Origin of the sequence: Allobosea massiliensis (assembly GCF_042655245.1) — a bacterium.
Taxonomy (GTDB): Bacteria; Pseudomonadota; Alphaproteobacteria; order Rhizobiales; family Beijerinckiaceae; genus Allobosea; species Allobosea massiliensis.
The window spans coordinates 14,023-38,723 of the sequence record NZ_JBHSLU010000005.1; the positions used below are offsets into that span (position 1 = coordinate 14,023).

Sequence of the window (24,701 nt, forward strand, 5' to 3'; positions counted from 1 at the left end):
CGTCGCAGTCTTGCTATGCCGGCATCATGACGGGAGTCGAACAGCGCGTGGCCGGATTCGAGGGCCAGCTGCGGGATGCCGGGCTGCGGATGACGCAGCAGCGCCGGCTGATCCTGCGCGTGCTCGCGGAGGCCGACGACCACCCGGACGCCAAGGGCATCTTCACCCGCGCCTTCGCCGTTGATCCGACGCTTTCGCTCTCAACGGTTTATCGCACCATGAAGGTGCTGGAGACGCAAGGCGCGATCGAGCGCCACGCCTTCGAGGACGGCGTCTCGCGCTACGAACATGCCGATCAGGAGCATCACGACCACCTCATAGACGTCGAAAGCGGCGAGGTGATCGAGTTCTCTTCCGACGCGATCGAGGAGCTGCAGCGCCGCATCGCCGCCGAACTCGGCTACGAACTCGTCCGCCACCGGCTCGAGCTCTACGGTCGTAAGAAGCGGCCGGGCGCCCGGGGTAAGAAGGCCTAGAGAGCGTCATGGTCGGGCTTGACCCGACCCTCTCGGAAACCAGCGCTTTCCAGTCAGGAGATTCTAGGGTCGTCGCTTCGCTACGCCCGAGAATGACGGTCTGGTCTCAGACTCCGACCAGCGCCGACAGATCCGGCCCCACGGGCACGATCCCCGTCGGATTGATGGTGCGGTGGCTTTCGTAATAGTGCCGCTTGATGTGGCCGAAATCGATCGTCTCCGCGACGCCCTCCACCGCCAGCAGCCGCCGCAGATAGGCAGATAGCCGCGGATAGTCGGCGATGCGCCGGATGTTGCATTTGAAATGGCCGACATAGACGGCGTCGAAGCGGATCAGCGTGGTGAAGAGCCGCCAGTCGGCTTCGGTGACGGCGTCACCCGTGAGGAAGCGGCGGCCGTCGAGGCGCTCTTCCAGCCAGTCCAGCGTCTCGAACAGCGGGCCGACGGCTTCCTCGTAAGCCTCCTGCGTCGTCGCGAAGCCGGCCTTGTAGACCCCGTTGTTGACGGTGCCATAGATGCGCTCGTTCAGCTGATCGATTTCGCCGCGCAGCGCTTGCGGATAGTAGTCGCCGGGCTTGGCACCAACGCCGTCGAAGGCGCTGTTGAACATGCGGATGATTTCGGAGGATTCGTTGTTGACGATCGTCCCCTGCCGTTTGTCCCACAGCACGGGAACGGTGACGCGGCCGGTGTAGCGCGGATCGGCCCGCGTATAGACCTGGTGCAGGTAGCGCGACGTGCCGATCGGGTCCGGCACCACGCCCGGCCCCTCCGCGAAGGTCCAGCCCTGGTCGAGCATCAGCCAGTGCACGACGGAGACGTCGATCATCGCCTCCAGCCCCTTGAGCGCGCGAAAGATCAGCGCGCGATGCGCCCAGGGGCAGGCGAGCGAGACATAGAGATGATAGCGCCCGGGCTCGGCCTCGAAGCCGCCCTCGCCGCTCGGCCCGGGTGAGCCGTCGGCCGTGACCCAATTGCGGAAGGCGCTGTCCTGGCGCTGGAAACGCCCGCCGCTCTTGGCGGTGTCATACCACTGGTCGCGCCATTCTCCGTCGACGAGCAGGCCCATGCGCAATCTCCTCGGTTCCGTCAGAGCCGCTCCGGCCCGCTTCACAAACCCTGGAGGTCAGGCCTCGTTCCGCTGCCCGGATGCCGGCCCCGCCGGTGGCGCGCTCAGCTCTCGGCCCGCCAGGGATAGCTCCAGGTCTCCGTCAGGGTCTTGTCGCCGCTCCGGAGAAAGGCGCGCATCTCCGCCAACTGCCCCGGCTCGACGACAATGTCGATGAAGGCGCGGAAGCCGCTGGTCTTGGGGTTCGGCACGATGAAGGCACGATCGATCCGGCCATAGGCGATCGACGGCACGATCTCGACCTTCTCCGGCTGCTTCAGGTGATAGTCGAGGTCACCGCCCGCGAAATCGACGATGAAGCGCCGCGCGCCGGCATTGACCGGCTCGCCCGAACCCAGCGCCTTGGGCTTCGCCTGATAGGTGTTGATGATCCGCCCGCCCGGATGCAGGTCGCTGGAATCCATCATCGAGGTGAGCTTGTAGCCGAAGGAGAACTCGCGGCCGGGCTCCAGCGGCGTCTTCGGCGCCCAGAGCGCGACGATGTTGTCGTTGGTCTCGTCGGTCGTCGGGATCTCGATCAGCTCGACCACGCCCTCGCCCCAGTCGCCCTGCGGCTCGATCCAATAGGAGGGCCGCAGCTCGTAGTTCAGATCGAGGTCCTGATAATGCTCGAAGACACGGTCGCGCTGCATCAGGCCGAAGCCGCGGACATTGCGCTCGACGAAGGATGAGATGGCCTGCTGCCGCGGATTGCGCAGCGGCCGCCAGATCCACTCGCCCGTGCCGGAATGGATCATCAGCCCGTCGGAATCATGCAGCTCGGTCCGGAAATCGTCGTGGAAGCGGCGGTCGTTCTCGCCGGTGAAGAACATCGAGGTCAGCGGCGCCAGGCCGAGCTTGTCGATCGGCTTGCGCGGGAACAGCGTCGCCCCGACATCGACGACGGCGTCCACGTCCGGATAGATGTGGAAGCGATAGGCCCCGGTCACGGAGGGCGAATCCAGCAGCGCATAGACCGTGACCCGCTCGGCATTCGCCGCCGGCGCCTCGACCCAGAACTCCCGGAACATCGGGAATTCCTCGCCCGGCACGCCGGCGCCGATCGAGAGGCCGCGCGCTGACAGCCCATAGCGCTGCTCGCGGCCGAGCACGCGGAAATAGCTGGCGCCGATGAAGGAGATCAGCTCGTCGAAGATGCGCGGATCGTTGAGCGGGTAATGCAGGCGGAAGCCGGCGAAGCCGAGATTGACGGGCAGCGGCTTGTCGAAGCGCACCCGGCCATAGTCAAAAAGATTGGCCGCATAGGGCACCGGCGTCGCCACCCCGTCGCGCACGACATTGACCACGACCGGGCGCGTGAACAGGAAGCCGGGATGGAACATCTGCATCCGGAAGGGGCTGCCGTTCTGCGCGAGCAACGCCCGCTCCGGCCGGAAGCGGATGTCCCGCCAGGCATCGAAATCGAGCCGCGACAGCGGCTCCGGCAGCGTCGGCCCCGCATCATAGGGCACCGCCGCGATCTCGCGCGCCCGCTGCAGGACGTTCTCGAAGCCGAAGCGCGGTTGCGGCGGCTCGGCCGAAGCATCGCTCGGCGGGGCGGGCTGTTGCGCCAGAAGGGCCGAGGGCGCGGTCGAAAAACCGAGGGCGGCTGAAAGCCCCGCCAGGACGCGGCGGCGGTCGATCGTGGACATGACGGATCCGTGGTCTGGCGACCGCCGGATGACGGCCGCCGAAGGCTTGCACGCCCGTGACTTAGGCGAGGAAATGGGGCCGGTCTAGGGCCGGAAAGAACGGAGAATTCGCTCGCGCTACGCGATGGTCAGCGGCAGGTGCAGCGCCATCAGGTCGAAATCCCGGTCCTGATGGAGCAGGGCATGGCCGCGCTCGATGCAGAAGGTGGCGATCAGGAGATCAATCGTCTTGCGGATGGTCACTCCCCGCCCCCTCAGAAAGCGCGAATGCCGGGCGGCGGCCAGCGCGAGCGACACATCGACCATCGGCTCGACCCTGAAGCGGCGCATTGCCCACTCGAGACTTTCGGCGTGGCGCTCGTCGCGGGCGCCGCGCAGAACCTCCATTAGGACCAGATCGCCAACGATGATCCGCGTCGGCGACGGCATCCCTGACAGCGCGGCGACGGATGGACTGCTTTGCGCACGCAGCTGTGCGATCCAGACAGAGCTGTCGACCACGATCATGAGCGATGGTCGGCGGGCCTGTCCGTGCGCATCTCGTCGAGATCGCCCTCCCACCCCAGACCGCGCATATCGCTGATCACCTGGCGCAGTTCGGCGTTCTTGACGAGTCGGCGCAGCGCCTCCTCGACGGTCGCCTTCTTGGTCGGCAGCCCCGTCACCTCCATCGCCTCCTTGAGAAGAGCGTCGTCGATGTCGATATTCGTGCGCATCGCTGCCCCTCTGTGTATGAACCGGCAACACCATACACATCGACGATCTCGTCCGCAATTTTGACCCCGCACCCCAAAAAACCTCTTGTAGCGGGGGGCCATCATCCGTATATGCGCTTTACCCAATTCGCACGTGCCTGTGGCCGCGTGCCGGTCGGTGGGCATCCGGACAAGAGGCCGGACAGCCGCCAGGTGTTGGAGACGGATGGAGGGGGATGGATATCCCCTCAAATCACGCTCCCGGTTCCCTTCTCCGGGGAACTGTCACCGAACAGCGACTGGCAGCCGGAGGCGAAACCGGCGAACCCCGAATCTCCACGGGGGACGCAGCTTAAAGCAACGACGGAACGGGCTTTTTTTGGTCTCGCTGGTCCTCCAAAGACCAGCACCGAAGAGGCTTGTCCTTCATTGCCGGGCGTGCGGGGTCTCCCCAAGCGACGGTTACCAGGGTCCGGACGTTTCGTTCGGTGATGTGCGGCGTTTCCAACGCGTCGCCAATCGCCCGATCGAATCAAGCCGGCTTCATGTCGCATCGGCGCCGATTGCGCCGGAGGGAGTCGCGTCTCATGACCGAGCGCATCCGTGAGTTCCTTCGTACCCGCCGCGAGGATGGGCCCTGCGTCGTCATCGACCTCGATGTCGTGCGCGAGAACTATCATGCCTTCTCCCGGGCCCTTCCCGACACGCGCGTCTTCTACGCCGTAAAGGCGAATCCCGCGCCGGAGGTGCTGGCCCTGCTCGCCAAGCTCGGCTCCTGCTTCGATTGCGCCTCGGTCGTCGAGATCGAGCTCGCCCTCGCGGCCGGCGCGACGGCTGATCGCATCTCCTTCGGCAACACGATCAAGAAGGAGCGCGACGTCGCCCGCGCCATGGAGCTCGGCGTGCGCCTCTTCGCCGTCGACTGCACGGCCGAGGTCGAGAAGGTCGCCCGATCGGCCGGTACCACCGGCGCGAAGGATGTGCGCATCTTCTGCCGCATCCTCTGCGACGGCGCCGGCGCCGACTGGCCGCTCTCGCGCAAGTTCGGCTGCGTGCCCGAAATGGCCGCGGACGTGCTGGAGCACGGCCATCGCCTCGGCCTGGCCGCTTATGGGATCTCGTTCCATGTCGGCTCGCAGCAGGCGAATGTGAACGCCTGGGATTCCGCTCTGGCCTCGGCCTCGGCGGTGTTCAAGGAATGCGCCACCCGTGGGCTCTCGCTGTCGATGGTCAACCTCGGCGGCGGCTTCCCGGCGCGCTACCTGAAGCCGATCCCGGGCGTGCCGTCCTATGGCGATGCGATCTTCCAGGCGCTGTCGAAGCATTTCGGCAACCAGCTCCCGGAGACGATCATCGAGCCGGGTCGCGGCATGGTCGGCAATGCCGGCCTGATCGAGACCGAGGTCGTCCTGATCTCGAAGAAGGCCGCGGACGATCAGGTCGCCTGGGTCTATCTCGACATCGGCAAGTTCAACGGTCTCGCCGAGACCATGGACGAGGCGATCCGCTACCCGATCCGCAGCGCCCGTGACGGCGATGCGACGGTGCCCTGCATACTGGCCGGCCCGACCTGCGATTCGGTCGACGTCATGTACGAGAAGACGCCGTACATGCTGCCGTTCAGCCTCGAGATCGGCGATAAGCTGCTGATCGAGGGCACGGGCGCCTATACGACGACCTATTCGGCCGTCGCCTTCAACGGCTTCCCGCCGTTGAAGCAGTACGTCATCTGACGTGATCGGGGCGCGGCCTTAACCCGCGCCCCTCCACCATCGGGTCCGGCAAAGCGCCCTGCCGTCATCGGCAGGCCGCCCGCGGTTTCGGGCGGAGCGTCCGCGCGTCCAGAAGGAAGCGCGGCGGACGTGGCTCCCGCCGGACCCTCTTCCCCACATCCCTGTTGCTTGTGGCCGCGTTCGCGCGGCGCCGGGAAGGTCTGCTGCGCGCAGGCGCTCCGGCCGGAGGTGCGTCATGATCACGATCCGCGACGAAATCGCTGCCGATGTCCCCGCCCGCGAGGCGCTGCTCGACCGCTGCCTCGGCGAGCGCCGCACCGCCAAGTCGAGCGAGCGCCTCCGCGAGGGTCGTTTGCCGGCTGAAGGCCTGGCCTTGACCGCCGAGCGCGACGGCATCGTCGTGGCGACGGTGCGGCTCTGGCATGTCGAGGCCGGCGGCAAGGCCGCGCTCCTGCTCGGCCCGCTCGCGGTCGCGCCCGAGCTGCAAGGCGAAGGTCTCGGCCGCGCCATGATGCGGGAAGCGATCTGGCGCGCCGCCTGCCGCGGCCATGGCGCCGTGCTGCTCGTCGGAGACGCCGCCTATTACGAGCGCTTCGGCTTCTCGGGCGATCTCGCCCGCGATCTCGCCATGCCCGGCCCGGTCGAGCGCGAGCGCTTCCTCGGCCTCGAACTGCGCGACGGCGCGCTGGCGGGCGCGAGCGGCGTTCTCGTCGCCACCGGCCGTCCGACCGAGGCCTCGCCGGCCGCTGAGCCCGCGCGCCGCGCCGCCTGAGGATAAAGGTGGCGGCCACGGCGTTTCGCAGGGGCCGTCACGCATCCGTCATCGAAACGTAGCCGCTCCGTCGTCCCCGCCCGCCATGACCCCGCCCGAAGGGGAGGTCCATGGCGCAGGCGGTTCTGACAGCGGGCAAGACGAGGGACTGGAGCGCGCCGCGCTGGCGGCCGCGCCCTGCGACCCTGCTCGCCTTCGCGATGCTGGCGCCCTCGCTCTTGTTCCTGGCGCTCTTCACCTATTGGCCGGTCGTTCAGGTCCTCTGGCAGTCGCTGCACGGTCAGGCCCGCGTCGGCGGCCCGCAGACCTTCATCGGCGCGCAGAACTTCCTCAAGCTCTTCGCCGATCCCGCCTTCCGCAAGGCGCTCGGCAACAACCTCGTCTACGCGCTCGGGACGGTGATCCCGAGCCTCGTCCTGGCGCTGGGTTTCGCCATGGCGCTGGCGCGGTCGAGCCGGGTCAATGCGCTGTTCCGGGCCCTGTTCTTCCTGCCCGTGCTGATTCCCCTGGTCGCGGCAGCCTCGATCTTCCTGTTCCTGTTCCTGCCCAATGTCGGGCTGCTCGACTACCATCTCGCCAAGCTCGCCCTCTCCGGCCCCAACTGGCTCGGCGATCCCGATGTCGCGCTCTGGTCGATCATGGCGCTGACGATCTGGAAGAACGCCGGCTACTATATGCTGTTCTTCCTCGCCGGGCTGCAGGCCGTGCCGGCCGACGCCTATGAGGCCGCGATCCTGGACGGTGCCGGCCCCTGGCAGCGCCTGCGCTACGTCACCCTGCCCTATCTCAAGCCGACCATCGGCTTCGTGCTGGTCATCGGCCTGCTCAACGTCGTCACGCAGGTCGACCATGTCTTCGTGCTGACCAAGGGCGGCCCGTCCGACTCCACCAATCTGCTGCTGTTCTATGTCTACCAGCAGGCGGTCGAGAACTACGACGCCGGCCGCGCCGCCGCCGGCACGCTGGTGATGCTGGCGCTGCTGCTCGTCGTCACCGCCTCCTCGCTGCGCACGCTCGAACGCTCCTTCGGGGAGAAGGAGCCATGAGCGCCGCGAGCATGAGCCACGCCAGCACCGGCGTTTCGACCGGCGAGATCACGCCGAAGCTCGGCTATGCCGCGACGCTGCTGATCGCGGCGCTCTGGATGGTGCCCTTCCTCTGGATGCTGGTCGCGGCCTTCAATCCGGAAAGCGTCGGCGCCGGCATGGCGTCGCTGGTGCCGTCCTACATCCCGACGCTGGCCAACTTCCGCGAGGCCTGGGCCTCGGCCGATTTCCCGCGCTACGGCCTGAACACGGCGATCATCAGCCTCGGCATCCTCGCCGTGCAGATCGTGACCATCACGCTCGCCGGCTACGCCTTCGCAAGGCTCGAATTTCCCGGCCGCACCGTCTGCTTCTATCTCTTCCTGCTCCAGCTCATGCTGGCGCCGGTCGTGCTGATCGTCCCCAATCTGACGACGATCGCGCAGCTCGGCCTCTATGACAGCCTGCTCGGCGTGATGGCGCCGTATTTCGCCTCGGCCTTCGGTACCTTCCTGATGCGCCAGGCCTTCCGGGCGATCCCGCGCGAACTCGAGGACGCCGCCCTGATCGACGGCGCCAGCGTCTTCCAACGCATCGGCTTCATCTATCTGCCGCTGGCGAAGCCCTCGCTCGTCGCCTTCTCGATCGTCTCCGTCACCGCCCACTGGAACGAGTTCCTCTGGCCGCTGATGGTGATCAACTCGCCGGACTTACGCCCGCTCACCGTCGGTCTCGCCTCCTTCACCCGCGGGGCGGAGGGCGCACAGGCCTGGGGCGTCATCGCGGCGGGGACGCTCCTGGTCAGCGCGCCGCTGCTGATCGCCTTCGCGCTGTTCCAGCGCGCCTTCGTCAACTCCTTCGTCTCCTCAGGCATCAAGTAAGGGAAGCCACCATGACAACCACCAGACGCAACGTCCTCGCCGGCGCCGCGCTCGCCGCGAGCTTCGCGCTCTCGCCGGCCTTCGCCCAGGCGCCGACCGAGATCGAACTGTTCTTCCCCGTCCCCGTCGACGGCCAGCTCGCCCGCGACATGGCCGCGATGATCAAGGAGTTCAACGAGAAGAACCCCTCGATCAAGGCGACCCCGGTCTACACCGGCTCCTATGACGAGACCTTGATCAAGACCCGCGCCGCGATGAAGGCCGGCAAGCCGCCGGCGGCCGTCATCATGTCCGCGAACTTCCTGCTCGACCTCAAGATCGAGGGCGAGATCCAGCCGATGGACGGCCTGATCAAGGCCGACGGCAAGACCAACGACCAGTTCATGGGCCAGTTCTTCGACGCGCTGCACGGCAACGCCGTCCTCGACCGGCAGGTCTACGGCGTGCCCTTCCACAACTCGACGCCGCTGCTCTACGTCAACACCGACCATCTCAAGGAAGCCGGCCTCGATCCCGACAAGCTGCCGACGAACTGGGAAGAGCTGGTCACCACCGCCAAGAAGCTGACCAAGCGCGAGGGAGACCGCGTCACCCGCTGGGGCATGATGATGCCGTCGAACTACGACTACGGCGGCTGGATCCTGCAGGCCCTGACCCATTCCAATGGCGGCCAGTGGTTCAATGTCGATTACGGCGGCGAGGTCTATTACGACACCCCCTCCATGCTCGGCGCCCTGACCTTCTGGTCCGACCTCATCGCCAAGCACAAGGTGCATCCGGCCGGCGTGCAGGCGGGCGGCGCCGTCTCCTCGGCCTTCCTCTCCGGCCAGGCCTCGATGATGCTGCTCTCGACCGGCTCGCTGACCCATATCCGCAACAACGCGAAGTTCCCCTACAAGGTCGCTTTCGTGCCGAAGAACGTGAAGAACGAGGTTCCGATCGGCGGCGCCTCGCTGGTGATTCCGACCGGCGTCGAGGGCGAGCGCCGCAAGGCCGCCTGGACGCTGATCAACTGGATGACGAGCCCTGAGAAGTCCGGCTGGTGGAGCCGCGCCACCGGCTACTTCGCCCCCAACAAGGCCGCCTATGACCTGCCGGAAATGAAGGAGTTCCTCGCCAAGAACCCCGACGCCGGCATCGCCGTGAGCCAGCTCGCCGTCGCCAAGCCGTGGTTCGCCACCTACAAGACCGTCCCCGTCCGCAAGGCGATCGAGGACGAGCTGGCCGCCGTGCTCTCGGGCAAGAAGCAGCCGAAGGAGGCCCTCGTCGCCGCGCAGAAGGGCGCCGACGAGATCATGCGCCCTTACGTCGAGCAGACCGCGCTGAAGCTGCCGACGAACTGAACGCTTGTTCGACGTCATGCCCGGCCTCGAGCCGGGGATGACCCTCATCACCGCCTTCTACCGTCATGGTCGGGCTTGTCCCGACCATCCACGTCTTTCCTCCTCGCCGTCGCAAGACGGGGATGCTCGCCACGAGGGCGAGCATGACGGGGAGGTCGCATCCGGACACCGCCATGCTCATCGCCCAGATCACCGACCTGCATATCCGCCCGCGCGGCAAGCCCGCCTATCGCGTCTCCGAGACCAATGCGCTGAGCGAGCGCGCGCTCGATGTCGTCGCCCGGCTCTCGCCCCGGCCCGATCTGCTGGTCATCACCGGCGATCTCACCGATTGCGGGCTGGCCGAGGAATGTGCGCTGCTGCGCACCATGCTCGACGGGCTCGGCATCCCGGTTCTGCTCGTGCCCGGCAACCATGACCGCCGCGAGACGTTGACCGCGGGTCTTTCGCTCGATTCCCGCCAGGTTCTCGACGGCGGGTTCGTCCAGTTCGTCGCCGATTATGGCCCAATGCGCCTGATCGGCCTCGACACGCTGCTGCCTGGCAAGAGCGCCGGCGCGCTCTGCGCGACGCGGCTCGCATTCCTCGAAAAGGCTCTGACGGAAGCCGACGGCAAGCCGGTCGCGATCTTCATGCACCACCCGCCCTTCGACTGCGGCATCCGCCACATGGATGCGATCCGCCTCCTCGACGGCGCGCAGGAGTTCGCGGCGATCGTCGCGCGTCATCCCAATATCGAGCGCATTCTCTGCGGCCACCACCACCGGCCGATCGTGACGCGCTTTGCCGGCACGATCGCGCAGATCGCGCCGAGCGTGACCCACGCCGTCACGCTCGACCTCTCGGAGGCGAGCCCCTCGACCTTCCACATGGAGCCGCCGGCCTATCTGCTCCATTCCTTCCGCGAGGGCGCCGGCTTCGTCACGCACACGGCCTTCGTCGAACGCTCGCCCGGCCCCTACCCCTTCGTTCTCGACGCCGACTATCCCGGCAGCCACTAGACGTCACGAGGGCGCAGCGGCGACCGCTTGTGCGGTTGATGTTTGACTTGGGGGACGCTTCCCCCCTAGGAGCCGGGGTGGCTCCGCGCGGCCACCCCCAACACCGCTGATCCCAAGGAGACAACCCGAGAATGAGCACCTGGCCCGTCTATGGAGAGATCACCGGCCCGATCGTGATGATCGGCTTCGGTTCGATCGGCCGCGGGACGCTGCCGCTGATCGAACGGCACCTGAAGTTCGACAAGAGCCGCTTCGTCGTCATCGCGCCCGACGACCAGAACCGCCACCTCCTCGACGAGCGGGGCATCCGCTTCATCCACGAAGCCGTGACGCTCGAGAACTACAAGACCATGCTCTCGCCGTTGCTGACGGCCGGCGGCGGGCAGGGCTTCTGCGTGAACCTCTCCTGCGACACCGGCTCGCGCGACATCATGGAGCTCTGCTCCAGCCTCGGCGCGCTCTATATCGACACGGTCAACGAGCCCTGGCTCGGCTTCTATTTCGACGAGACCAAGGGCCCGGGCGAGCGCTCGAACTATGCGCTGCGCGAGATGACGCTCGCCGCCAAGCGCGCCCGCCCGCCCGGTTCGACGACCGCCGTCTCCTGCTGCGGCGCCAATCCCGGCATGGCCTCCTGGCTCGCCAAGAAGGGCCTGCTGAACATCGCCGCCGACATGCGCCTGAACGTGCCGCAGCCGACCACCCGCGAGGAGTGGGCCGCGTTGATGCAGCGCGTCGGCGTCAAGGGCATCCACATCGCGGAGCGAGACACGCAGCGCTCGAAGAACCCCAAGCCACCGGGCGTGTTCGTCAACACCTGGTCGGTCGAGGGCTTCATCTCGGAGGGCGTCCAGCCGGCCGAACTCGGCTGGGGCACCCATGAGAAGTGGATGCCGGAGAACGCCCGCACCCACGAGACCGGCTCGCAGGCGGCGATCTACCTGATGCAGCCGGGCGCCGCGACCAAGGTCCGCAGCTGGTGCCCGACGCCGGGTCCCCAGCACGGCTTCCTCGTGACGCATAACGAGTCGATCTCGATCGCTGACTATTTCACGGTGCGCGACGAGACCGGCAAGGCGATCTATCGGCCGACCTGCCATTACGCCTACCACCCCGCCAATGACGCGGTGCTCTCCCTGCACGAAATGTTCGGCAATGCCGGCCGCCCGCAGGAGGAGCATCACATCCTCGACGAGGAGGAGGTCATCGACGGCATCGATGAACTGGGCGTGCTGCTCTACGGCCATGAGAAGGGCGCCTACTGGTTCGGCTCGCAGCTCTCCACAGAAGAGACCCGCAAGCTCGCCCCCTACCAGACGGCGACCGGGCTGCAGGTCACCTCGGCCGTGCTCGCCGGCATGGTCTGGGCGCTGGAGAATCCGAACGCCGGCATCGTCGAGGTCGAGGAGATGGATCTCGACCGCTGCCTCGAGATCCAGATGCCCTATCTCGGCCCGGTCAACGGCTACTATACCGACTGGACCCCGCTCGATGGCCGCCCAGGCCTCTTCCCGGAAGACATCGACGAGAGCGATCCCTGGCAGTTCCGGAACATTCTGGTTCGCTGAGAGCATCCGACGCCGTCATGGTCGCCCTTGTGGCGACCATCCACGTCTTCGCTGGTCGAGGGCGGCGGTCAAGACGTGGATGCTCGGGACAAGCCCGAGCATGACGGCAAGGGCCTCGCCCGTCACTTCGGCCTTTGTACCCTAACCCCCGCCAGCAGCGCCCCGCCGGTGAGGAAGAACAGGATCAGCACGGCCAGCCCAGCCCGCTGGCTGGCGAACACCGTGGTCGCCAGCGCCACCAGCGTCGGCCCCAGGAACGACGTCACCTTCCCCGACAGGGCAAACAGCCCGAAGAACTCGCCGACGCGCTCCGGCGGCGCGAGCCGCGCCATCAGGCTGCGCGAGGAGGCCTGCAGCGGCCCCGCGACGAGTCCGATCAGAAGCCCTAAGCCTAGATAGACCTTCTCCGGCAGCGAGCCGAACAGCCCGTCGCCGGACGTCGCCGGCGCCGCCTCGATCACGAACAGGATCCGATCGGGCGCCAGCGACAGGATGCCGACACAAGCCAGCAGCAGGCAGGCGATCGAGCCCAGCACCACCGTCTTGCCGCCGATCGCGTCATCGACCCGGCCGCCGATCCAGGCGCCGAACGTGCCCGTCACCGTCAGCAGGATGCCGAACACGCCGATCTCGATCGTCTGCCAGCCGAAGACGCCTGCGGCATAGATGCCCCCGAAGGCGAAAAGCGCCACGAGAGCATCCTGATAGACCATGTTTGCGAGCAGGAAGCGCCCGAGCGAGGGCAGCCGCGGCAGCTCGCGCAGGGTCGCCATCAGCCGCCCGACGCCGCCTTCCGCCGCTTCGCGCAGGCTCAGCCCCGAGCGCACCGTGTCGGGCGTGAACAGGAACATCGGCGCGACGAAGACGATGAACCACAGCGCCGTCAGCGGCCCGGAGAAACGGTCCCCCTCGCGCGCGGCGGCATCCAGCCCGAGGATCGGCGCCAGCCCGGCCAGCGTCTTGCCGGTGAGCGGATCGGCCGCGAGCAGCGCCAGCGTGAGCCCGAGCGAGATCAGCCCGCCGAGATAGCCGATCGCCCAGCCGGTGCCCGAGAGCCAGCCCAGCCGCTCCGGCGGCACCAGCCGCGTCATCATCGCATTGTTGAAGGTGGTCGCGAACTCGGCCCCGATCGTCGCCAGCACGAAGCCCGTCAGCGCGATCGGCACCGCCCAGGGCGATCCCGGCACCGCGAACCAGAGCGCGCCCGAGCCCAGCACCAGCATCGCGCCGAACACCGCGATCCAGGGCTTGCGCGGCCCGGTCCGGTCGGCGATGCCGCCGAGCAGCGGCGAGAGCAGCGCGATGCACAGGCCGGCGAAGCCCGTGGCATAGCCCCACAGCGCCTGCCCCTGCGCCGGATCGGCGGCGAGCGCCGCGGCGAAGAAGGGCGCGAAGACGAAGGTTGTGATCAGCGTGAAGAAGGGCTGCGCCGCCCAGTCGAAGAACAGCCAGGCTGTGACGGCTCGGCGGGGGGGATAATGGGCGGGTGCTATGGCCGCCGTCTCGATGACCGCGTTCATCGACACCACCAACCGTTGGAGGCTTCAGCACCCGAGCCCAACAGCGCCGTCATCCCGGACGCAGCGCAGCGGAGATCCGGGATCCATTCCAGAACGCTGGTTTTGGGAAGCTCAGGAATGGGTCCCGGGTCTCCCTTGGGTCGCCCGGAATGACGGCGAGGACAGGGAAACCGGGAGACGTTCACTGCAGCGTCGTCTCGGGATCGCCGCCGCTGCGGGCCAGCTCGATCTCGGTGATCGCGACCAGCACCTCGGCCCGCTCCTTCAGGGTCGGCGCCTCCAGCAGGGCCTGCTTCTCGCGCGGACCGAAGGGGCACATCATCGAGAGCGCGTTGACCAGCGCCTCATTGGGGGCCTCGTTGACGCCCTTCCAGTCGATCTTGAGTTCGCTCGCCTTGGCGAAGGCCCGCAGCGCCTTGAGCAGCGCGTTGCGGTCGACCGCATCCTCGCCGGCGCGCGCCGTGAAGTCGATCAGATAGTCGTCATAGCCGACGCGGCACTGGCGGTAAGGCGTCGTCACCGGCAGCTCCTCGGCGATGCGGAAGCGCGCGATGCCCGTCAGTGTCAGGATGTAACGGTCGTCGCCGGTCTCGGCGAACTGTGTGATGCGCCCAAGGCAGCCGACCTGCAGCAGCGGCGGCGTCGCCGCCTGCCGGCCGCTCTCCGGCTCCGGCTGGACGATGCCGACGACGCGATGGGTGCGGATCGCATCGTCGATCATCGCGATGTAGCGCGGCTCGAAGATGTTCAGCGGCATCTGCCCCCGCGGCAGCAAAAGTGCGCCGCCGAGCGGGAAGACCGGCACCACGGCCGGGCAATCTTCCGGTCCCTTGTAGACGGCGTTCATGCCCATCGGCCGCTCCTCGCGTTCAGGAGAACAACAGGGTGGAGAGCTTGCGCCGCCCCGCCATGCTGTGCTCGTCCATCGGACCCCAGGCCTCGAAGAACTGCAGCAGCTGCTTGCGCGCGCCGTCCTCGTTCCAGGCCCTGTCGGCCTTGATGATGGCGATCAGATGATCGACCGCCTCCTCGCGCCGGTCGCGCGCATTCAGCGCCAGCGCTAGGTCGAAACGGGCCTGATGGTCCTTCGGATTGGCGGCGACCTTCGCCTCCAGCTCGGCCGTGTCGCCGAGCGAGGCGGCCTGCTGTGCCAGCTCGATGGCCGCGCGCACGGCCGCGACCGCGGGATCGGCGGCCTTCGCCTCGGGCACCATGCCGAGGATGCCCGTCGCCCCCTCGAGATCGCCGAGATCGAGATGCAGCTTCGCCAGCCCTGCGATCGCCGCGATGTTGTCGGGCTCGAGCTCCAGCACATGGGCGTAGAGTTCGCTGGCGCCGGCCGCGTCGCCGGCCTCGGTCGCGGCCTTCGCCGCCGCGATCAGCTCCTCGGTCTGGCCGGGCCCCATCGCGCCGACGAGCTTCTCGATGAAGGCCTTCACCTGGCTCTCGGGCTGGGCGCCCATGAAGCCGTCGATCGGCTGTCCCTGCTTGAAGGCGATGACGGCAGGAATTGACTGGATACCGAGCTGGCCCGGGATCTCCGGGTACTCGTCGATGTTCATCTTGACGAGGCGCACCTTGCCGCGCGCCGCCTTGACGACCTTCTCGATCACCGGCGTGAGCTGCTTGCAGGGCCCGCACCAGGGCGCCCAGAAATCGACCAGAACCGGCTGCTTCATCGACTCCGCGATGACGTCCTGCCGGAAGCCCTGGGTGCTCGTGTCCTTGATCAGGCCGGGTTGCTCGGCCGCATCGCCATTGACCAGCATGGGTCGTCCTTCATCGCACGCAGATCGGAAAAGGGGTGGTCCGGCCGCGCCCGCAGCCAGCCCATAGATGGGGAGGATCAGTCGTTCTGTCCATCGGCGGGAACCGGCAAATCGACGATCATCGGATCGTGGCCGGTCTCGCGCAGGAAGGCCAGCAGATCGTCCAGCGCGAGCCGCAGCGTCGCGGTGTTGATCAGCGGGTGGAAGTTCACCGGCTCGCCCGTGGCGAGGTTCCGGTCGAGCACCATCGTGACCGCGCCCTCGCGGTCGTTGATGACGGCGAGCGCAGTGACCGAGCCCGGCGTCACGCCGAGCCTGTCCATCAGCACCTCCGCCGAGCAGAAGGAGAGCCGCCCGCTCGCGCCGATCGTCTCGTGCAGGCGCTTGAGATCGATGCGCGCATTCTCGCGGGCCGAGACCAGGAAGAGCCGGCCCTTCTTGTCTTTCACGAACAGGTTCTTCGAATGCAACCCCGGCAGCGTGCCGCGCAGGGCCTGCGATTCGGCCACCGTGAAGACCGCCTCGTGATCGACGCGGACATAGGGGATCCCGCGCTCGTCCAGATGCGCGCAGAGCTGCTCGGGAGTCAGGGGTGTGGCGGGGATGGTCGGCGACATGGAGCGGCGGGTCCGGCCTCGAAACAGCGTTGGCGGGCTGCGTAACCCGCCGCAACCGCCACCACAAGCGCGCGGCGAAGGCCGAAATCGGGTCATCTCGGGGCCATCCCGAAAAAGATGACGAGGCTGCAACAAGGCGCTTGCACTGCGCGCCGCTTTGGGGCAATAAGCCGGCCTCCGCGGCGGAAACGCCGCGCCGATGTCCTGATGCGGGAGTAGCTCAGGGGTAGAGCACAACCTTGCCAAGGTTGGGGTCGAGGGTTCGAATCCCTTCTCCCGCTCCAGGACATGCAGCCTTCGAGACTGTCGCAAGCGTCGGGCTTCCCGGCGCTTTTTGCGTTTTGGGGCCCGCGACGGTCTCCGACCCAGGCGGCAAAGCGCCCGGTGTCGCCCCCGCAGCGCCTTCAGCTCAGGCCGAGTTGCGCCTGACGCAGCGTGGCACTGAGGGCGGCGGTGGAATAGGGCTTGCGGACGACCGGCGCCGGGTGGTCGCTGATCGGCAGGCGCGAGCCGTCATCATAGCCCGTCGCGAAAATGAAGGGGCGCCGCGCTGCCACCAGCCGGCGGGCCACGGGCTCCGAGGTCTCCGCCCCGAGATTGACGTCGAGCACGGCGATATCCGGCAGCCCGTGCTCGAGCAGGCTCATCGCCTCGGCAACGCTGGCGCAGATCGAGACGCTCGCTGCGCCCATCGACAGCAGCATCTCCTCGACATCCATGGCGATCAGGAACTGGTCCTCCAGCAGCAGCACGGACTTCCCCTCAACCGGCGAAGGCCCGTTCTCCGGCATCCCCACGGGTGCCGATGGCTCGGAGGTTGCAGCCGCGTCCGGCCACGACAGGAAGGCGGCCGGAATGCTCAGCCATGCCACCACGCCCGTCGGCTCGAAGCTGATGTCGCTGCGTCCGCCGAGATCGAAGGGAATGCTGCGGGAGACGAGCGCGCTGCCGAAACCGGTCCGTTGGGGAGCGGCGACGCGCGGACCGCCGCTCTCGCGCCAGCTGATCTCGCAGTCGCCGGTCGCCGAGCGCGCCCAATCGACCGAAAGTCGCCCGCTCTCGCGCGACAAGGCGCCATATTTCGCGGCGTTGGTCGCGAGTTCGTGGATGACGAGGGCCAACACCGAAAAGGCGCGCGGCTCGAGGGCCGCCGGCGGCCCTGCGATCGCGATGCGCTGGCCATTGCCGAGATAAGGCGCGAGTTCGGCCTCGAACAGCTCCCGCAGCGCCCCGCCGCCCGCGCCGAGCGTCGCCTGGTCATGGGCGAGCGAGAGCGCGTCGATGCGGCCCTGGATGGTCTGCACATAAGCGCGGATCGCCGTCTCGTCCTGCACCGGATAGGAGACGATCGAGCGGATCACCGAGAGGATGTTCTTGACCCGGTGGTTGAGCTCCTGATTCAGCATCTTCTGGCGCGCTTCGGTCTTGCCGCGCTCTTCCGACAGCAACTCGCCCTGGCGCAGCACCACCTCGATCAGCGCACCCCGCGCCGATTCGGCGAGATCCCGCTCCACCTGCGTCCAGGGCAGCGAGCGGTTCTCGACCGTCTGCTTCCAGACGGCGAAGCTCTGCCGCGGCGTCAGCCGGTCGCCGAGCGGGCCGGAGCTGTAGGTCTTGTTGGGATCGCCGCCCCATTCGACCGTCTGCACCAGTTCGCGCCGGAACAGCAGCAGATAGTCCCGCGGCAGCTGCGAGAGCGGGATCGCCAGCACCCCGGCCGCCTCAGTGGCGAAGGCGCGCGCGGCCGGCACCTCCTCCGACAGGCAATCCGTCGCATGGACGGCGCCCGGCGAAACCTGGCCGAGAAAGGCCACCAAGGGCGGTATTGCCTCGGCCGGCGGGACCCGGCCCCAGGACGACCACGCACCGTCGAGCATCAGGCCGACGCCGTCGCAGGCGACGAGCTGCGGGAAGGACGAGAGATGCCCGCGCAGGAAAGCCGCGATGTCGGTGGTATGGACGGAGGAGGCGAGCAGATCCTTGAGGAAGCGCCGGGCGCGGTCTCCCGCCTCCAGTTTCTGCTTCTGGGTCAGGGACCCGAGCTGCAGCGCGAAGAACTCTCCGAAGATCTCGGCGGCGATCCGCTGATTCATCGACATTGCGCGCGGCGTGTAATGATGGCAGGCGATCAGACCCCAGAGCGCGCCGTCGACGATGATCGAGACCGACATGGAGGCCGCGACGCCCATGTTGCGCAGATACTCGCAGTGGATCGGCGAAACGCTCCGCAGATGGGAATAGGTCATGTCGAGCGGCTGCCCGGACTCGTCGAGCACGGGCTCGATCGGATGGCGGGCACCGCTCGCATCCGACACCAGACGGATCGGGTTCAGCAGATAGAGCTGGCGGGCCTGCTGGGGGATGTCGCTGGCGGGGAAATGCTGGCCGCGGAAGCTCTCGAGGTCGCCGCGCTTGGCCTCGCTGACGACCTTGCCCGAGCCGTCGGCGGCAAACTGGTAGACCATGACCCGGTCGTACTGCAGGATCGCGCGCAACAGCCGGGCCGCGCTCTCGATCAGCTCACGCGGCGTCCGGACATGGCTGAGCCGGCCGACCAGTGTCCGTGCGAATTCCAGCGGCGAGGCCGGACCGTCCGGCGTCGACAACTCGCATTCGACGATGGCGTTGCCCTTGAAGCGGTGCACGCTGATGTCGAAGGTCCGCCCCGTGGTCGGCAGCGTCAGGCGCGGCATCAGCCCCGGCCGCGACGGCTGTCCCGAGCGGGACAGGGCGTTGCGCAACTCGTGGACCGGCGTCCCGCCCAGAACCTCCTCGAGCTTCCGCCCCACCAGATTCTGTTCCGGCAGGCCCAGAAAGGCCGCGGCATTGGCGGACTGGCGCCGGATGACCACCGCGCCCTCGTCGCAGACCAGCAGGCAGCCATGCGTCTGGATGCTACCCGGAACATGGATCGGCTCGCGGTCGCAATTCGTCAGATCGACGGTCGCCATCTCAGGAAAATCCGTTGCCCTTCATGGCCGCCGCAGCATGGTCGAAAGCGGCGGCCGCCGCCTCGATCGCGACCGCCTGATCGACCCCCGAAAGGCCATCGATGATCCCGACGAAGCTCTGCCAGTTGGAGAGACCGCCGGCCTGCGCGGCGAGATGGCGCGCACCATGGGCCCCGTCGAAGCCGAGGCGCCCGGCCATCTTCACGATCAGGCGGGCACCCAGCGACGAGCCTTCCTGCACGTAGGCGACGCCGATCAGGCTGGAGATGTCTTTTGACAGGTCGAGCGGCCGGATGTCGGGCAGCGCCAGTCCGAGATCGGCGAGATCCCGCCGCATCAACGGCAGCAGCACCGCCGGCCGCCATGCGCCGAAAGCCGCCGGCCAGATGGCTCCGGCGAGATAGGCCTCGACCGCACCGCGATGGGCATAGGAGGCGCGCAGGAATGCCGCATAGCGCGCTTCGCTGTCGATGGGGCCGACGAGCCGGTCGAGCCGCTCATGCGCGGGCCGCGTCCGGTCGCGCAGCAGAAAGCGGAAGGAGGAGGCGGGCATGGGGCGGAACGGGTCGTGCGAAGGCCTTCAGAAATGCCGGCTCGCCGACCGGGATCGGAGAGAGGACGGCAGGGCGGCCAGCCGCACCTGCTACCCCTCAGAAATGCCTCACCTTTGGTAAAGTTCCAAACGCCCTGTGGCTCAGAGAACCGAGGACATGCCCCCGTCGACATAGATGATCTGGCCGTTGACATAGTTCGAGGCGGGCGAGGCTAGGAACACCGCCGTGCCAATCAGCTCGTCCGGCTTGCCCCAGCGGCGCGCCGGCGTGCGGCCCCTGACCCAGGCATCGAAGCTCGGATTGTCGATCAGCGCCTGGTTCATGTCGGTGATCATGTAGCCCGGCCCGATCGCATTGGCCTGGATGCCGGCCTCGGCCCATTCCGCCGCCATGGCCCGCGTCAGCATCTTGATGCCGCCCTTGGCGACCGTGTAGGGCGCCACCGTCGCCCGCGCGAGCTCGCTGGTCAGCGAGCCGATATTGATCACCTTGCCATGGCCGCGCGCGATCATGCGCCTGGCCGCCTCGCGGCCGATCATGAAGGCCGAGGTCAGGTTGGTGTCGATCACGCGCTGCCAGTCGGCGGTGGCGAGCTCGACCATCGGCTTGCGGAACTGGATGCCGGCATTGTTGACGAGGATGTCGACCGCGATGCCCGCAGCGTCGAAGGTGTCGAAGGCCCGGACGATCTGCGCCTCGTCCGTGACGTCGAACGCGGCCGGCTCGGCCGCGTGTCCCGCCGCCTGGAACTGGGACACCGTCTCGGCGACGCGCAGCGGATCGGTGCCGTTGATCAGGATGCGCGCACCGGCGACCGCCAGCCCTTCCGCCATGGCCCGGCCGAGCCCGCGCGAGGAGCCGGTGACGAGGGCGGTCTTGCCCGAGAGGTCGAAGAGGGGATTGGTCATGTCACATCCTCACAGGCTGGAGCGGCGGACGGTCAGGTCCGTGCGCTCGAAGACGGCCGGCAGCAGCTCGACGCCGAGGCCGGGGCCTTCCATCGGCAGGACATAGCCGTTCTCGATCGTTGGCATCGTCGTGACCAGCTCCTTGTACCAGCCGGTGTAGAAGGCGCGCACCGATTCCTGGATCAGCGTGTTGGGCTGGCTGAAGGAGGCGTGGATCGCCGCGATGAACCCGACCGGGCCGATGCAGTCATGCGGCGCGAAGGGGCGGTGATAGGTGTCGGCCATCGCCGCGATCTTGCGGCCTTCGGTCAGTCCGCCGGTCCAGCACAGGTCCGCCATCACGATGTGCATCGCGTCGCGGTCGAGCATGTCCTTGTAGGGGAAGCGCGAGCCCAGCGTTTCGCTGGCGCAGACCGAGACGGTCGTCGCGCGGGCAAACTCCGCCAGCGCCTGCGGCGAGTTCATCCGGATCGGATCCTCGTACCAGGTCGGTTCGTACTGCTCGAGCGCACGGGCGATCTTGATCGCCGTCGGCAGGTTCCAGAGCGAGTGCAACTCGACCATGATCTCGATCTTGTCGCCGACCGCCTTGCGGATCTTCTCAAAGGGTTCACAGGCCTTGCGCATCTGCTCGGGCGTGATGAACAGCCCGTGGTTCTCGATCGCGGCCGGGTCGAAGGGCCAGATCTTCATCGCCGTGATGCCGCTCTCTAGCAGGCTCTCGGCCACCGCATCGGCGCGGTTCATGAAGCCATGGAGGTCTTCATAGGGGCCCTCGCTCAGCCCGAGATTCCAGGTCGAGACCGGCTTGATGTTGTGCGAGCGGACATATCCATAGCCGGCACAGGTGTTGTAGATTCGCTGCCTGTCACGGCACAGCCCGCCTAGCATCTGGTGAACCGGCTGGCCGCAGAGCTTGCCGAAGATGTCCCACAGCGCGATGTCGACCGCCGAGGTCGCCCGCGACTCGACGCCCGTCGAGGCCTGCGCCATCGGCAGGTTCGTCATCTCCCGGTGCAGCGCCTCGATGTGGAGCGGGTCCTTGCCGAGCAGCCGCATGGCGAGCGTATCGTGCAGATGGCTTTCGACGGCGCCCGCGCCATAGAAGGTCTCGCCCAGGCCGATGATGCCGGCATCCGTATGGACGCGCACCCACAGCACATTGGCGAACTCCTCCGTCCGCAGCGTCTCGATGGCGGTGATCTTCAAGGCCTGCCTCCCTGGCGGCGGACGCTCTTCCGCGGCACGAACCGCTGAGCATCGTTGATGAGTGCCAGCCGGCCGCAGCCGTCCGACGAGACGGCCACGACGGCACCGCGAGACCATAGGGCCGCTTGTAAAATATCACAATATGTTTAGGCTCTGCCTGATCGGGGTCGCCCAACGAGCTTCGTCGGAGGAAAACAGATGGCGCAGGGCGCAGGCCGGCCGACCTTGGTGGATGCGGACGATGCGGCCCCCGCGCGGCGCAATCGCGTCAACCTGTTCGAGCTGGCCTACCAGCGCCTCGAGGAGATGCTGGTGCGTTGCGAACTGGCCCCCGGCCGCTTCCTCGCGATGCAGGACCTGCAGGCGATGACCGGATTCGGTCGCACGCCCGTCCACCACGCCGTCAACCGTCTCGCCGCCGATACGCTCATCATCGTCCGCCCGCGCCACGGTTTGCAGATCGCGCCGATCGATCTCGCCCGCGAGCGGGTGCTGCTGCATCTGCGGCGCGACATCGAGCGCTTCGTGATCCGCCTCGCCGCCGAGCGGGCGGGACCCTCCCATCGCAACCAATTGCTGCACATGGAGCGGCTGCTGCGCGAGAAGCGCGACGGGCTGACACTGGCCGAGTTCAACGGCCTCGACCGGCGCATCGATCAGATGGTGCTGGCGGCGGCGGGCGAGCCCTTCCTTGAACACACGCTGCGGCCGCTTCACACGCTGTTCCGGCGCATCGGCTTCCTCTACCACACGCATATCGCCGAGCAGCCGGGGCTCACCGGCACGATCGACCATCATCTCGCCGTGCTGAATGCGATCGCGAACCGCCATGTCGAACGCGCTGTCGTGGCCTCCGACGCGCTGATCGCTTTCGTCGAGACCATGTTCGACGAGATGGAGGCGCGGCTCGATCCCTCGCTGCTCGACTGCAGCGTCGAACCCCTTCTCGCCCCCTGACGGATTTCAACCGCTCGAACCGGAACCGCCGACCATGCGCATCATCTTCCACGGCGAGAACGCCGCTTCCTTCAGCCAAGGCTTTGACGAACTTGTCGGCCCCGAGGCCGAAATCCGCATCCTGCCGGACGCCCTAGAAGCCGCAGCGGACCGCGAAGCCTATGCCGCGGCCGAGGCGATCATCGGGGTCAAGTTCGATGCCGGCCTGCCGATGCCGCATGATCTGCGCCTCTTCCACGTGCCCGGCGCCGGCTATGACGCGGTCGATCTCGCGCGGCTCCCGACCGGGGCAAGCGTCTGCAACTGCTTCGGCCACGAGCAGGCGATCTCGGAATATGTCATGAGCGCGCTGCTGGCCCGCGCCATCCCGCTCGCCGATGCCGACGCTCGGCTGCGCCGCGGCGACTGGGCCTATTGGGCCGGCTCGCCCGATCGGGTCCATGGCGAGATCGCGGGACAGACCATCGGGCTGCTCGGCTTCGGCCATATCGGCAAGGCCATCGCGAGGCGTGCCAAGGCCTTCGAGATGACGGTCCATGTCGCCAACCGCAGCCCGGTCGCGACTTCGGATCTCGTCGACCGCGCTTTCGGCCTCGACGAGCTGGAGGCCTTCTGCGCCTCGGTCGATGCGCTCGTCGTTTCCGTGCCGCAGACGGCCGACACCACCGGCATCGTCGGTCGCGAAGCGCTCGCCGCGATGAGGCACGACAGTGTGATCGTGAATGTCGGCCGCGGTGCCACGATCGACGAAACCGCGCTTTTCGAGGCCCTGCGCGAACGCCGCATCGGCGGCGCGATCATTGACACATGGTATCGCTACCCAAATCCGGGGGAGCCTCATATTTTGCCATCCCGACTGCCTTTCCATGAGCTTTCAAACGTTTTAATGACACCGCACATGTCGGGCTGGACCAGTGGCACCATCCGCCGCCGCCAGCAGGTCATGGCGGACAACATCAGGCGGTGCTTCTCCGGTACCGCTCTCGTCAACGTCGTGCGAGAAGGACAGCCCTGAGTCCCGATCGCCAGCAAACCGGCCATCCGAAGCCGGGGCAACAACACCTGACACCACGCCACACCGAGGAAACGGCACAATGAACCTGATGAAGCATCTCAAGATCGCCGGCACGCTGCTCGCGTTCGGCGCCGGCCTTCTCGCCGCCGGACAGGCCTCGGCGCAGACGCTGGCCGACATCACCAAGCGCGGCAAGGTGCGCATCGGCGTGCTGATCGGCGCCCCCCCCTACGGCTCCGTCGACTCGACCGGCAACGCGATCGGTTACGACGCCGACGTTGCTGCCCTCGTGGCGAAGTATCTCGGCCTGCCGATGGAGGTGGTTCAGCTCACCCCGCCGTCGCGCATCCCGGCGCTCGAGGCGAACAAGGTCGACTTCCTGGTCGCGACGCTGGCCCCGACGCCCGAGCGCGCCAAGGCGGTGATGTTCACCATCCCCTACAGCGCCTTCCAGATGGGCATCTACGCCAAGAAGGGCACGCCCATCAAAACCTGGGCGGACCTGAAGGGCCGCAAGGTCGGCGTCAATCGCGGCTCCAGCGTCGAGCGCGAATTCGTCAACCGTGAGAAGGAGCTGAACCTTACCATCCTGCGCTTCGAGGACGATTCGACCACGATGCAGGCGCTGTTCTCCGGTCAGGTCGACGCCATCGCCGGCCCCGACGCCCAGGCTAACGCCGCCATCAAGGCACGCGGCGAGACCGAGACGGAGGTGAAGTTCTTCTTCGGCATGCAGCCGAACTCGATGACCGTCCGCAAGGACGCCTACGAGCTGAAGCAGTGGCTCAACAACGTGATCTACTACATCAAGCAGAATGGCGAACTGAACGCGATCTCCGAGAAGTGGGTCGGCGGCCCGCTGCCGGCGCTGCCCACCTTCTGATCCCTGCACCGGGCCGGCGCGGATTCGTCCGCGCCGGCCTTTTCATGACCCGCGTCGAGCGCCC

The 24,701-nt window shown here is 67.4% G+C and carries 23 protein-coding genes and 1 tRNA gene; 12 read left to right on the forward strand and 12 right to left on the reverse strand.

Annotated elements, in window-relative coordinates; translation table 11 throughout:
• Positions 1-26: 26 nt before the first annotated feature.
• Positions 27-476 carry a Fur family transcriptional regulator gene (locus ACFPN9_RS02740; protein ID WP_066722921.1) on the forward strand — a complete coding sequence of 150 codons (450 nt, stop codon included), beginning with the start codon at positions 27-29 and terminating at the stop codon, positions 474-476.
• Positions 477-582: 106 nt separating this feature from the next.
• Here the strand turns inward: ACFPN9_RS02740 and ACFPN9_RS02745 are convergent, their stop codons facing one another.
• The 4 genes from ACFPN9_RS02745 to ACFPN9_RS02760 form a co-directional block, all read right to left on the reverse strand.
• Entirely contained in the window at positions 583-1,545 is a 963-nt protein-coding gene (locus ACFPN9_RS02745) for a glutathione S-transferase family protein (RefSeq protein ID WP_066722923.1), read from the reverse strand.
• A 104-nt stretch (positions 1,546-1,649) separates the two neighbouring features.
• Positions 1,650-3,236, reverse strand: coding sequence for an OpgD/OpgG family glucan biosynthesis protein (locus tag ACFPN9_RS02750; protein ID WP_066722924.1), 1,587 nt, complete (start codon positions 3,234-3,236; stop codon positions 1,650-1,652).
• Between the two features lie 117 nt (positions 3,237-3,353).
• Positions 3,354-3,743, reverse strand: coding sequence for a type II toxin-antitoxin system VapC family toxin (gene vapC / locus ACFPN9_RS02755; RefSeq protein ID WP_066722927.1), 390 nt, complete (start codon positions 3,741-3,743; stop codon positions 3,354-3,356).
• Entirely contained in the window at positions 3,740-3,952 is a 213-nt protein-coding gene (locus ACFPN9_RS02760) for a type II toxin-antitoxin system VapB family antitoxin (protein WP_066722930.1), read from the reverse strand. The genes vapC and ACFPN9_RS02760 overlap by 4 nt, the downstream gene beginning before the upstream one ends.
• Before the next feature lie 566 nt (positions 3,953-4,518).
• Between ACFPN9_RS02760 and ACFPN9_RS02765 the strand changes: the two genes are divergently transcribed.
• The 7 genes from ACFPN9_RS02765 (at position 4,519) to ACFPN9_RS02795 (ending at position 12,254) form a co-directional block, all read left to right on the forward strand.
• Positions 4,519-5,664: a type III PLP-dependent enzyme gene (locus ACFPN9_RS02765; RefSeq protein ID WP_066722933.1), complete on the forward strand. Its 1,146-nt coding sequence runs from the start codon at positions 4,519-4,521 to the stop codon at positions 5,662-5,664.
• A 235-nt stretch (positions 5,665-5,899) separates the two neighbouring features.
• Positions 5,900-6,436 (forward strand): GNAT family N-acetyltransferase, encoded by a 537-nt coding sequence (locus ACFPN9_RS02770; RefSeq protein WP_066722935.1) that lies wholly within the window; start codon positions 5,900-5,902, stop codon positions 6,434-6,436.
• A gap of 200 nt (positions 6,437-6,636) precedes the next feature.
• The gene (locus ACFPN9_RS02775) at positions 6,637-7,482 is read left to right on the forward strand and encodes a carbohydrate ABC transporter permease (RefSeq protein ID WP_066723058.1); all 846 of its coding nucleotides are present in this window, start codon (positions 6,637-6,639) and stop codon (positions 7,480-7,482) included.
• Positions 7,479-8,342, forward strand: a complete 864-nt coding sequence (locus ACFPN9_RS02780; protein ID WP_066722937.1) for a carbohydrate ABC transporter permease — start codon at positions 7,479-7,481, stop codon at positions 8,340-8,342. Before ACFPN9_RS02775 ends, ACFPN9_RS02780 begins: the two co-directional genes overlap by 4 nt.
• An 11-nt stretch (positions 8,343-8,353) precedes the next feature.
• The gene (locus ACFPN9_RS02785; protein WP_066722939.1) at positions 8,354-9,685 is read left to right on the forward strand and encodes an ABC transporter substrate-binding protein; all 1,332 of its coding nucleotides are present in this window, start codon (positions 8,354-8,356) and stop codon (positions 9,683-9,685) included.
• A gap of 173 nt (positions 9,686-9,858) precedes the next feature.
• On the forward strand, positions 9,859-10,686 hold the full coding sequence (locus ACFPN9_RS02790; protein ID WP_066722940.1) for a phosphodiesterase: 828 nt from the start codon (positions 9,859-9,861) through the stop codon (positions 10,684-10,686).
• 131 nt (positions 10,687-10,817) lie between these two features.
• A complete protein-coding gene (locus tag ACFPN9_RS02795; RefSeq protein WP_066722943.1) occupies positions 10,818-12,254 on the forward strand; it encodes a homospermidine synthase in 1,437 nt (478 codons plus the stop codon).
• Positions 12,255-12,376: 122 nt separating this feature from the next.
• Here ACFPN9_RS02795 and ACFPN9_RS02800 read toward each other — a convergent pair whose 3' ends face one another.
• The 4 genes from ACFPN9_RS02800 to ACFPN9_RS02815 form a co-directional block, all read right to left on the reverse strand.
• On the reverse strand, positions 12,377-13,774 hold the full coding sequence (locus ACFPN9_RS02800; RefSeq protein WP_066722945.1) for an MFS transporter: 1,398 nt from the start codon (positions 13,772-13,774) through the stop codon (positions 12,377-12,379).
• A 181-nt stretch (positions 13,775-13,955) separates the two neighbouring features.
• Positions 13,956-14,627: an LON peptidase substrate-binding domain-containing protein gene (locus ACFPN9_RS02805; protein ID WP_066722948.1), complete on the reverse strand. Its 672-nt coding sequence runs from the start codon at positions 14,625-14,627 to the stop codon at positions 13,956-13,958.
• A 16-nt stretch (positions 14,628-14,643) separates the two neighbouring features.
• Positions 14,644-15,543, reverse strand: a complete 900-nt coding sequence (gene trxA, locus ACFPN9_RS02810; RefSeq protein WP_066722951.1) for a thioredoxin — start codon at positions 15,541-15,543, stop codon at positions 14,644-14,646.
• 77 nt (positions 15,544-15,620) lie between these two features.
• Positions 15,621-16,160 (reverse strand): prolyl-tRNA synthetase associated domain-containing protein, encoded by a 540-nt coding sequence (locus ACFPN9_RS02815; RefSeq protein ID WP_066722954.1) that lies wholly within the window; start codon positions 16,158-16,160, stop codon positions 15,621-15,623.
• A gap of 209 nt (positions 16,161-16,369) precedes the next feature.
• Between ACFPN9_RS02815 and ACFPN9_RS02820 the strand changes: the two genes are divergently transcribed.
• Positions 16,370-16,444: transfer RNA gene (locus ACFPN9_RS02820), tRNA-Gly, on the forward strand.
• 120 nt (positions 16,445-16,564) lie between these two features.
• On the opposite strand, the gene ACFPN9_RS02825 is transcribed toward ACFPN9_RS02820, so the two are convergent.
• The 4 genes from ACFPN9_RS02825 to ACFPN9_RS02840 all read right to left on the reverse strand — a co-directional run bounded on the left by ACFPN9_RS02825 (position 16,565) and on the right by ACFPN9_RS02840 (position 21,782).
• Positions 16,565-19,111 carry an HWE histidine kinase domain-containing protein gene (locus ACFPN9_RS02825; protein WP_066722957.1) on the reverse strand — a complete coding sequence of 849 codons (2,547 nt, stop codon included), beginning with the start codon at positions 19,109-19,111 and terminating at the stop codon, positions 16,565-16,567.
• A gap of 1 nt (position 19,112) precedes the next feature.
• Positions 19,113-19,664: a biliverdin-producing heme oxygenase gene (locus ACFPN9_RS02830; protein ID WP_066722959.1), complete on the reverse strand. Its 552-nt coding sequence runs from the start codon at positions 19,662-19,664 to the stop codon at positions 19,113-19,115.
• A gap of 141 nt (positions 19,665-19,805) precedes the next feature.
• Positions 19,806-20,573, reverse strand: coding sequence for an SDR family oxidoreductase (locus ACFPN9_RS02835; RefSeq protein WP_066722962.1), 768 nt, complete (start codon positions 20,571-20,573; stop codon positions 19,806-19,808).
• A gap of 9 nt (positions 20,574-20,582) precedes the next feature.
• Positions 20,583-21,782, reverse strand: a complete 1,200-nt coding sequence (locus ACFPN9_RS02840) for a mandelate racemase/muconate lactonizing enzyme family protein (RefSeq protein ID WP_066722965.1) — start codon at positions 21,780-21,782, stop codon at positions 20,583-20,585.
• 198 nt (positions 21,783-21,980) lie between these two features.
• Between ACFPN9_RS02840 and ACFPN9_RS02845 the strand changes: the two genes are divergently transcribed.
• The 3 genes from ACFPN9_RS02845 to ACFPN9_RS02855 all read left to right on the forward strand — a co-directional run bounded on the left by ACFPN9_RS02845 (position 21,981) and on the right by ACFPN9_RS02855 (position 24,637).
• Positions 21,981-22,739 carry a GntR family transcriptional regulator gene (locus ACFPN9_RS02845; RefSeq protein WP_066722968.1) on the forward strand — a complete coding sequence of 253 codons (759 nt, stop codon included), beginning with the start codon at positions 21,981-21,983 and terminating at the stop codon, positions 22,737-22,739.
• A gap of 34 nt (positions 22,740-22,773) precedes the next feature.
• Positions 22,774-23,754 carry a 2-hydroxyacid dehydrogenase gene (locus ACFPN9_RS02850; protein ID WP_377815262.1) on the forward strand — a complete coding sequence of 327 codons (981 nt, stop codon included), beginning with the start codon at positions 22,774-22,776 and terminating at the stop codon, positions 23,752-23,754.
• Between the two features lie 79 nt (positions 23,755-23,833).
• Positions 23,834-24,637 (forward strand): transporter substrate-binding domain-containing protein, encoded by an 804-nt coding sequence (locus tag ACFPN9_RS02855; RefSeq protein WP_066722974.1) that lies wholly within the window; start codon positions 23,834-23,836, stop codon positions 24,635-24,637.
• Positions 24,638-24,701 lie beyond the last annotated feature (64 nt).

Bases quoted from the DNA above. Each gene is read 5' to 3' on its own strand.
- ACFPN9_RS02740 (WP_066722921.1), top strand. From the start codon at position 27: ATGACGGGAGTCGAACAGCGCGTGGCCGGATTCGAGGGCCAGCTGCGG.
- ACFPN9_RS02745 (WP_066722923.1), bottom strand. From the start codon at position 1,545: ATGGGCCTGCTCGTCGACGGAGAATGGCGCGACCAGTGGTATGACACC.
- ACFPN9_RS02750 (WP_066722924.1), bottom strand. From the start codon at position 3,236: ATGTCCACGATCGACCGCCGCCGCGTCCTGGCGGGGCTTTCAGCCGCC.
- vapC (WP_066722927.1), bottom strand. From the start codon at position 3,743: ATGATCGTGGTCGACAGCTCTGTCTGGATCGCACAGCTGCGTGCGCAA.
- ACFPN9_RS02760 (WP_066722930.1), bottom strand. From the start codon at position 3,952: ATGCGCACGAATATCGACATCGACGACGCTCTTCTCAAGGAGGCGATG.
- ACFPN9_RS02765 (WP_066722933.1), top strand. From the start codon at position 4,519: ATGACCGAGCGCATCCGTGAGTTCCTTCGTACCCGCCGCGAGGATGGG.
- ACFPN9_RS02770 (WP_066722935.1), top strand. From the start codon at position 5,900: ATGATCACGATCCGCGACGAAATCGCTGCCGATGTCCCCGCCCGCGAG.
- ACFPN9_RS02775 (WP_066723058.1), top strand. From the start codon at position 6,637: ATGCTGGCGCCCTCGCTCTTGTTCCTGGCGCTCTTCACCTATTGGCCG.
- ACFPN9_RS02780 (WP_066722937.1), top strand. From the start codon at position 7,479: ATGAGCGCCGCGAGCATGAGCCACGCCAGCACCGGCGTTTCGACCGGC.
- ACFPN9_RS02785 (WP_066722939.1), top strand. From the start codon at position 8,354: ATGACAACCACCAGACGCAACGTCCTCGCCGGCGCCGCGCTCGCCGCG.
- ACFPN9_RS02790 (WP_066722940.1), top strand. From the start codon at position 9,859: ATGCTCATCGCCCAGATCACCGACCTGCATATCCGCCCGCGCGGCAAG.
- ACFPN9_RS02795 (WP_066722943.1), top strand. From the start codon at position 10,818: ATGAGCACCTGGCCCGTCTATGGAGAGATCACCGGCCCGATCGTGATG.
- ACFPN9_RS02800 (WP_066722945.1), bottom strand. From the start codon at position 13,774: ATGAACGCGGTCATCGAGACGGCGGCCATAGCACCCGCCCATTATCCC.
- ACFPN9_RS02805 (WP_066722948.1), bottom strand. From the start codon at position 14,627: ATGGGCATGAACGCCGTCTACAAGGGACCGGAAGATTGCCCGGCCGTG.
- trxA (WP_066722951.1), bottom strand. From the start codon at position 15,543: ATGCTGGTCAATGGCGATGCGGCCGAGCAACCCGGCCTGATCAAGGAC.
- ACFPN9_RS02815 (WP_066722954.1), bottom strand. From the start codon at position 16,160: ATGTCGCCGACCATCCCCGCCACACCCCTGACTCCCGAGCAGCTCTGC.
- ACFPN9_RS02825 (WP_066722957.1), bottom strand. From the start codon at position 19,111: ATGGCGACCGTCGATCTGACGAATTGCGACCGCGAGCCGATCCATGTT.
- ACFPN9_RS02830 (WP_066722959.1), bottom strand. From the start codon at position 19,664: ATGCCCGCCTCCTCCTTCCGCTTTCTGCTGCGCGACCGGACGCGGCCC.
- ACFPN9_RS02835 (WP_066722962.1), bottom strand. From the start codon at position 20,573: ATGACCAATCCCCTCTTCGACCTCTCGGGCAAGACCGCCCTCGTCACC.
- ACFPN9_RS02845 (WP_066722968.1), top strand. From the start codon at position 21,981: ATGGCGCAGGGCGCAGGCCGGCCGACCTTGGTGGATGCGGACGATGCG.
- ACFPN9_RS02850 (WP_377815262.1), top strand. From the start codon at position 22,774: ATGCGCATCATCTTCCACGGCGAGAACGCCGCTTCCTTCAGCCAAGGC.
- ACFPN9_RS02855 (WP_066722974.1), top strand. From the start codon at position 23,834: ATGAACCTGATGAAGCATCTCAAGATCGCCGGCACGCTGCTCGCGTTC.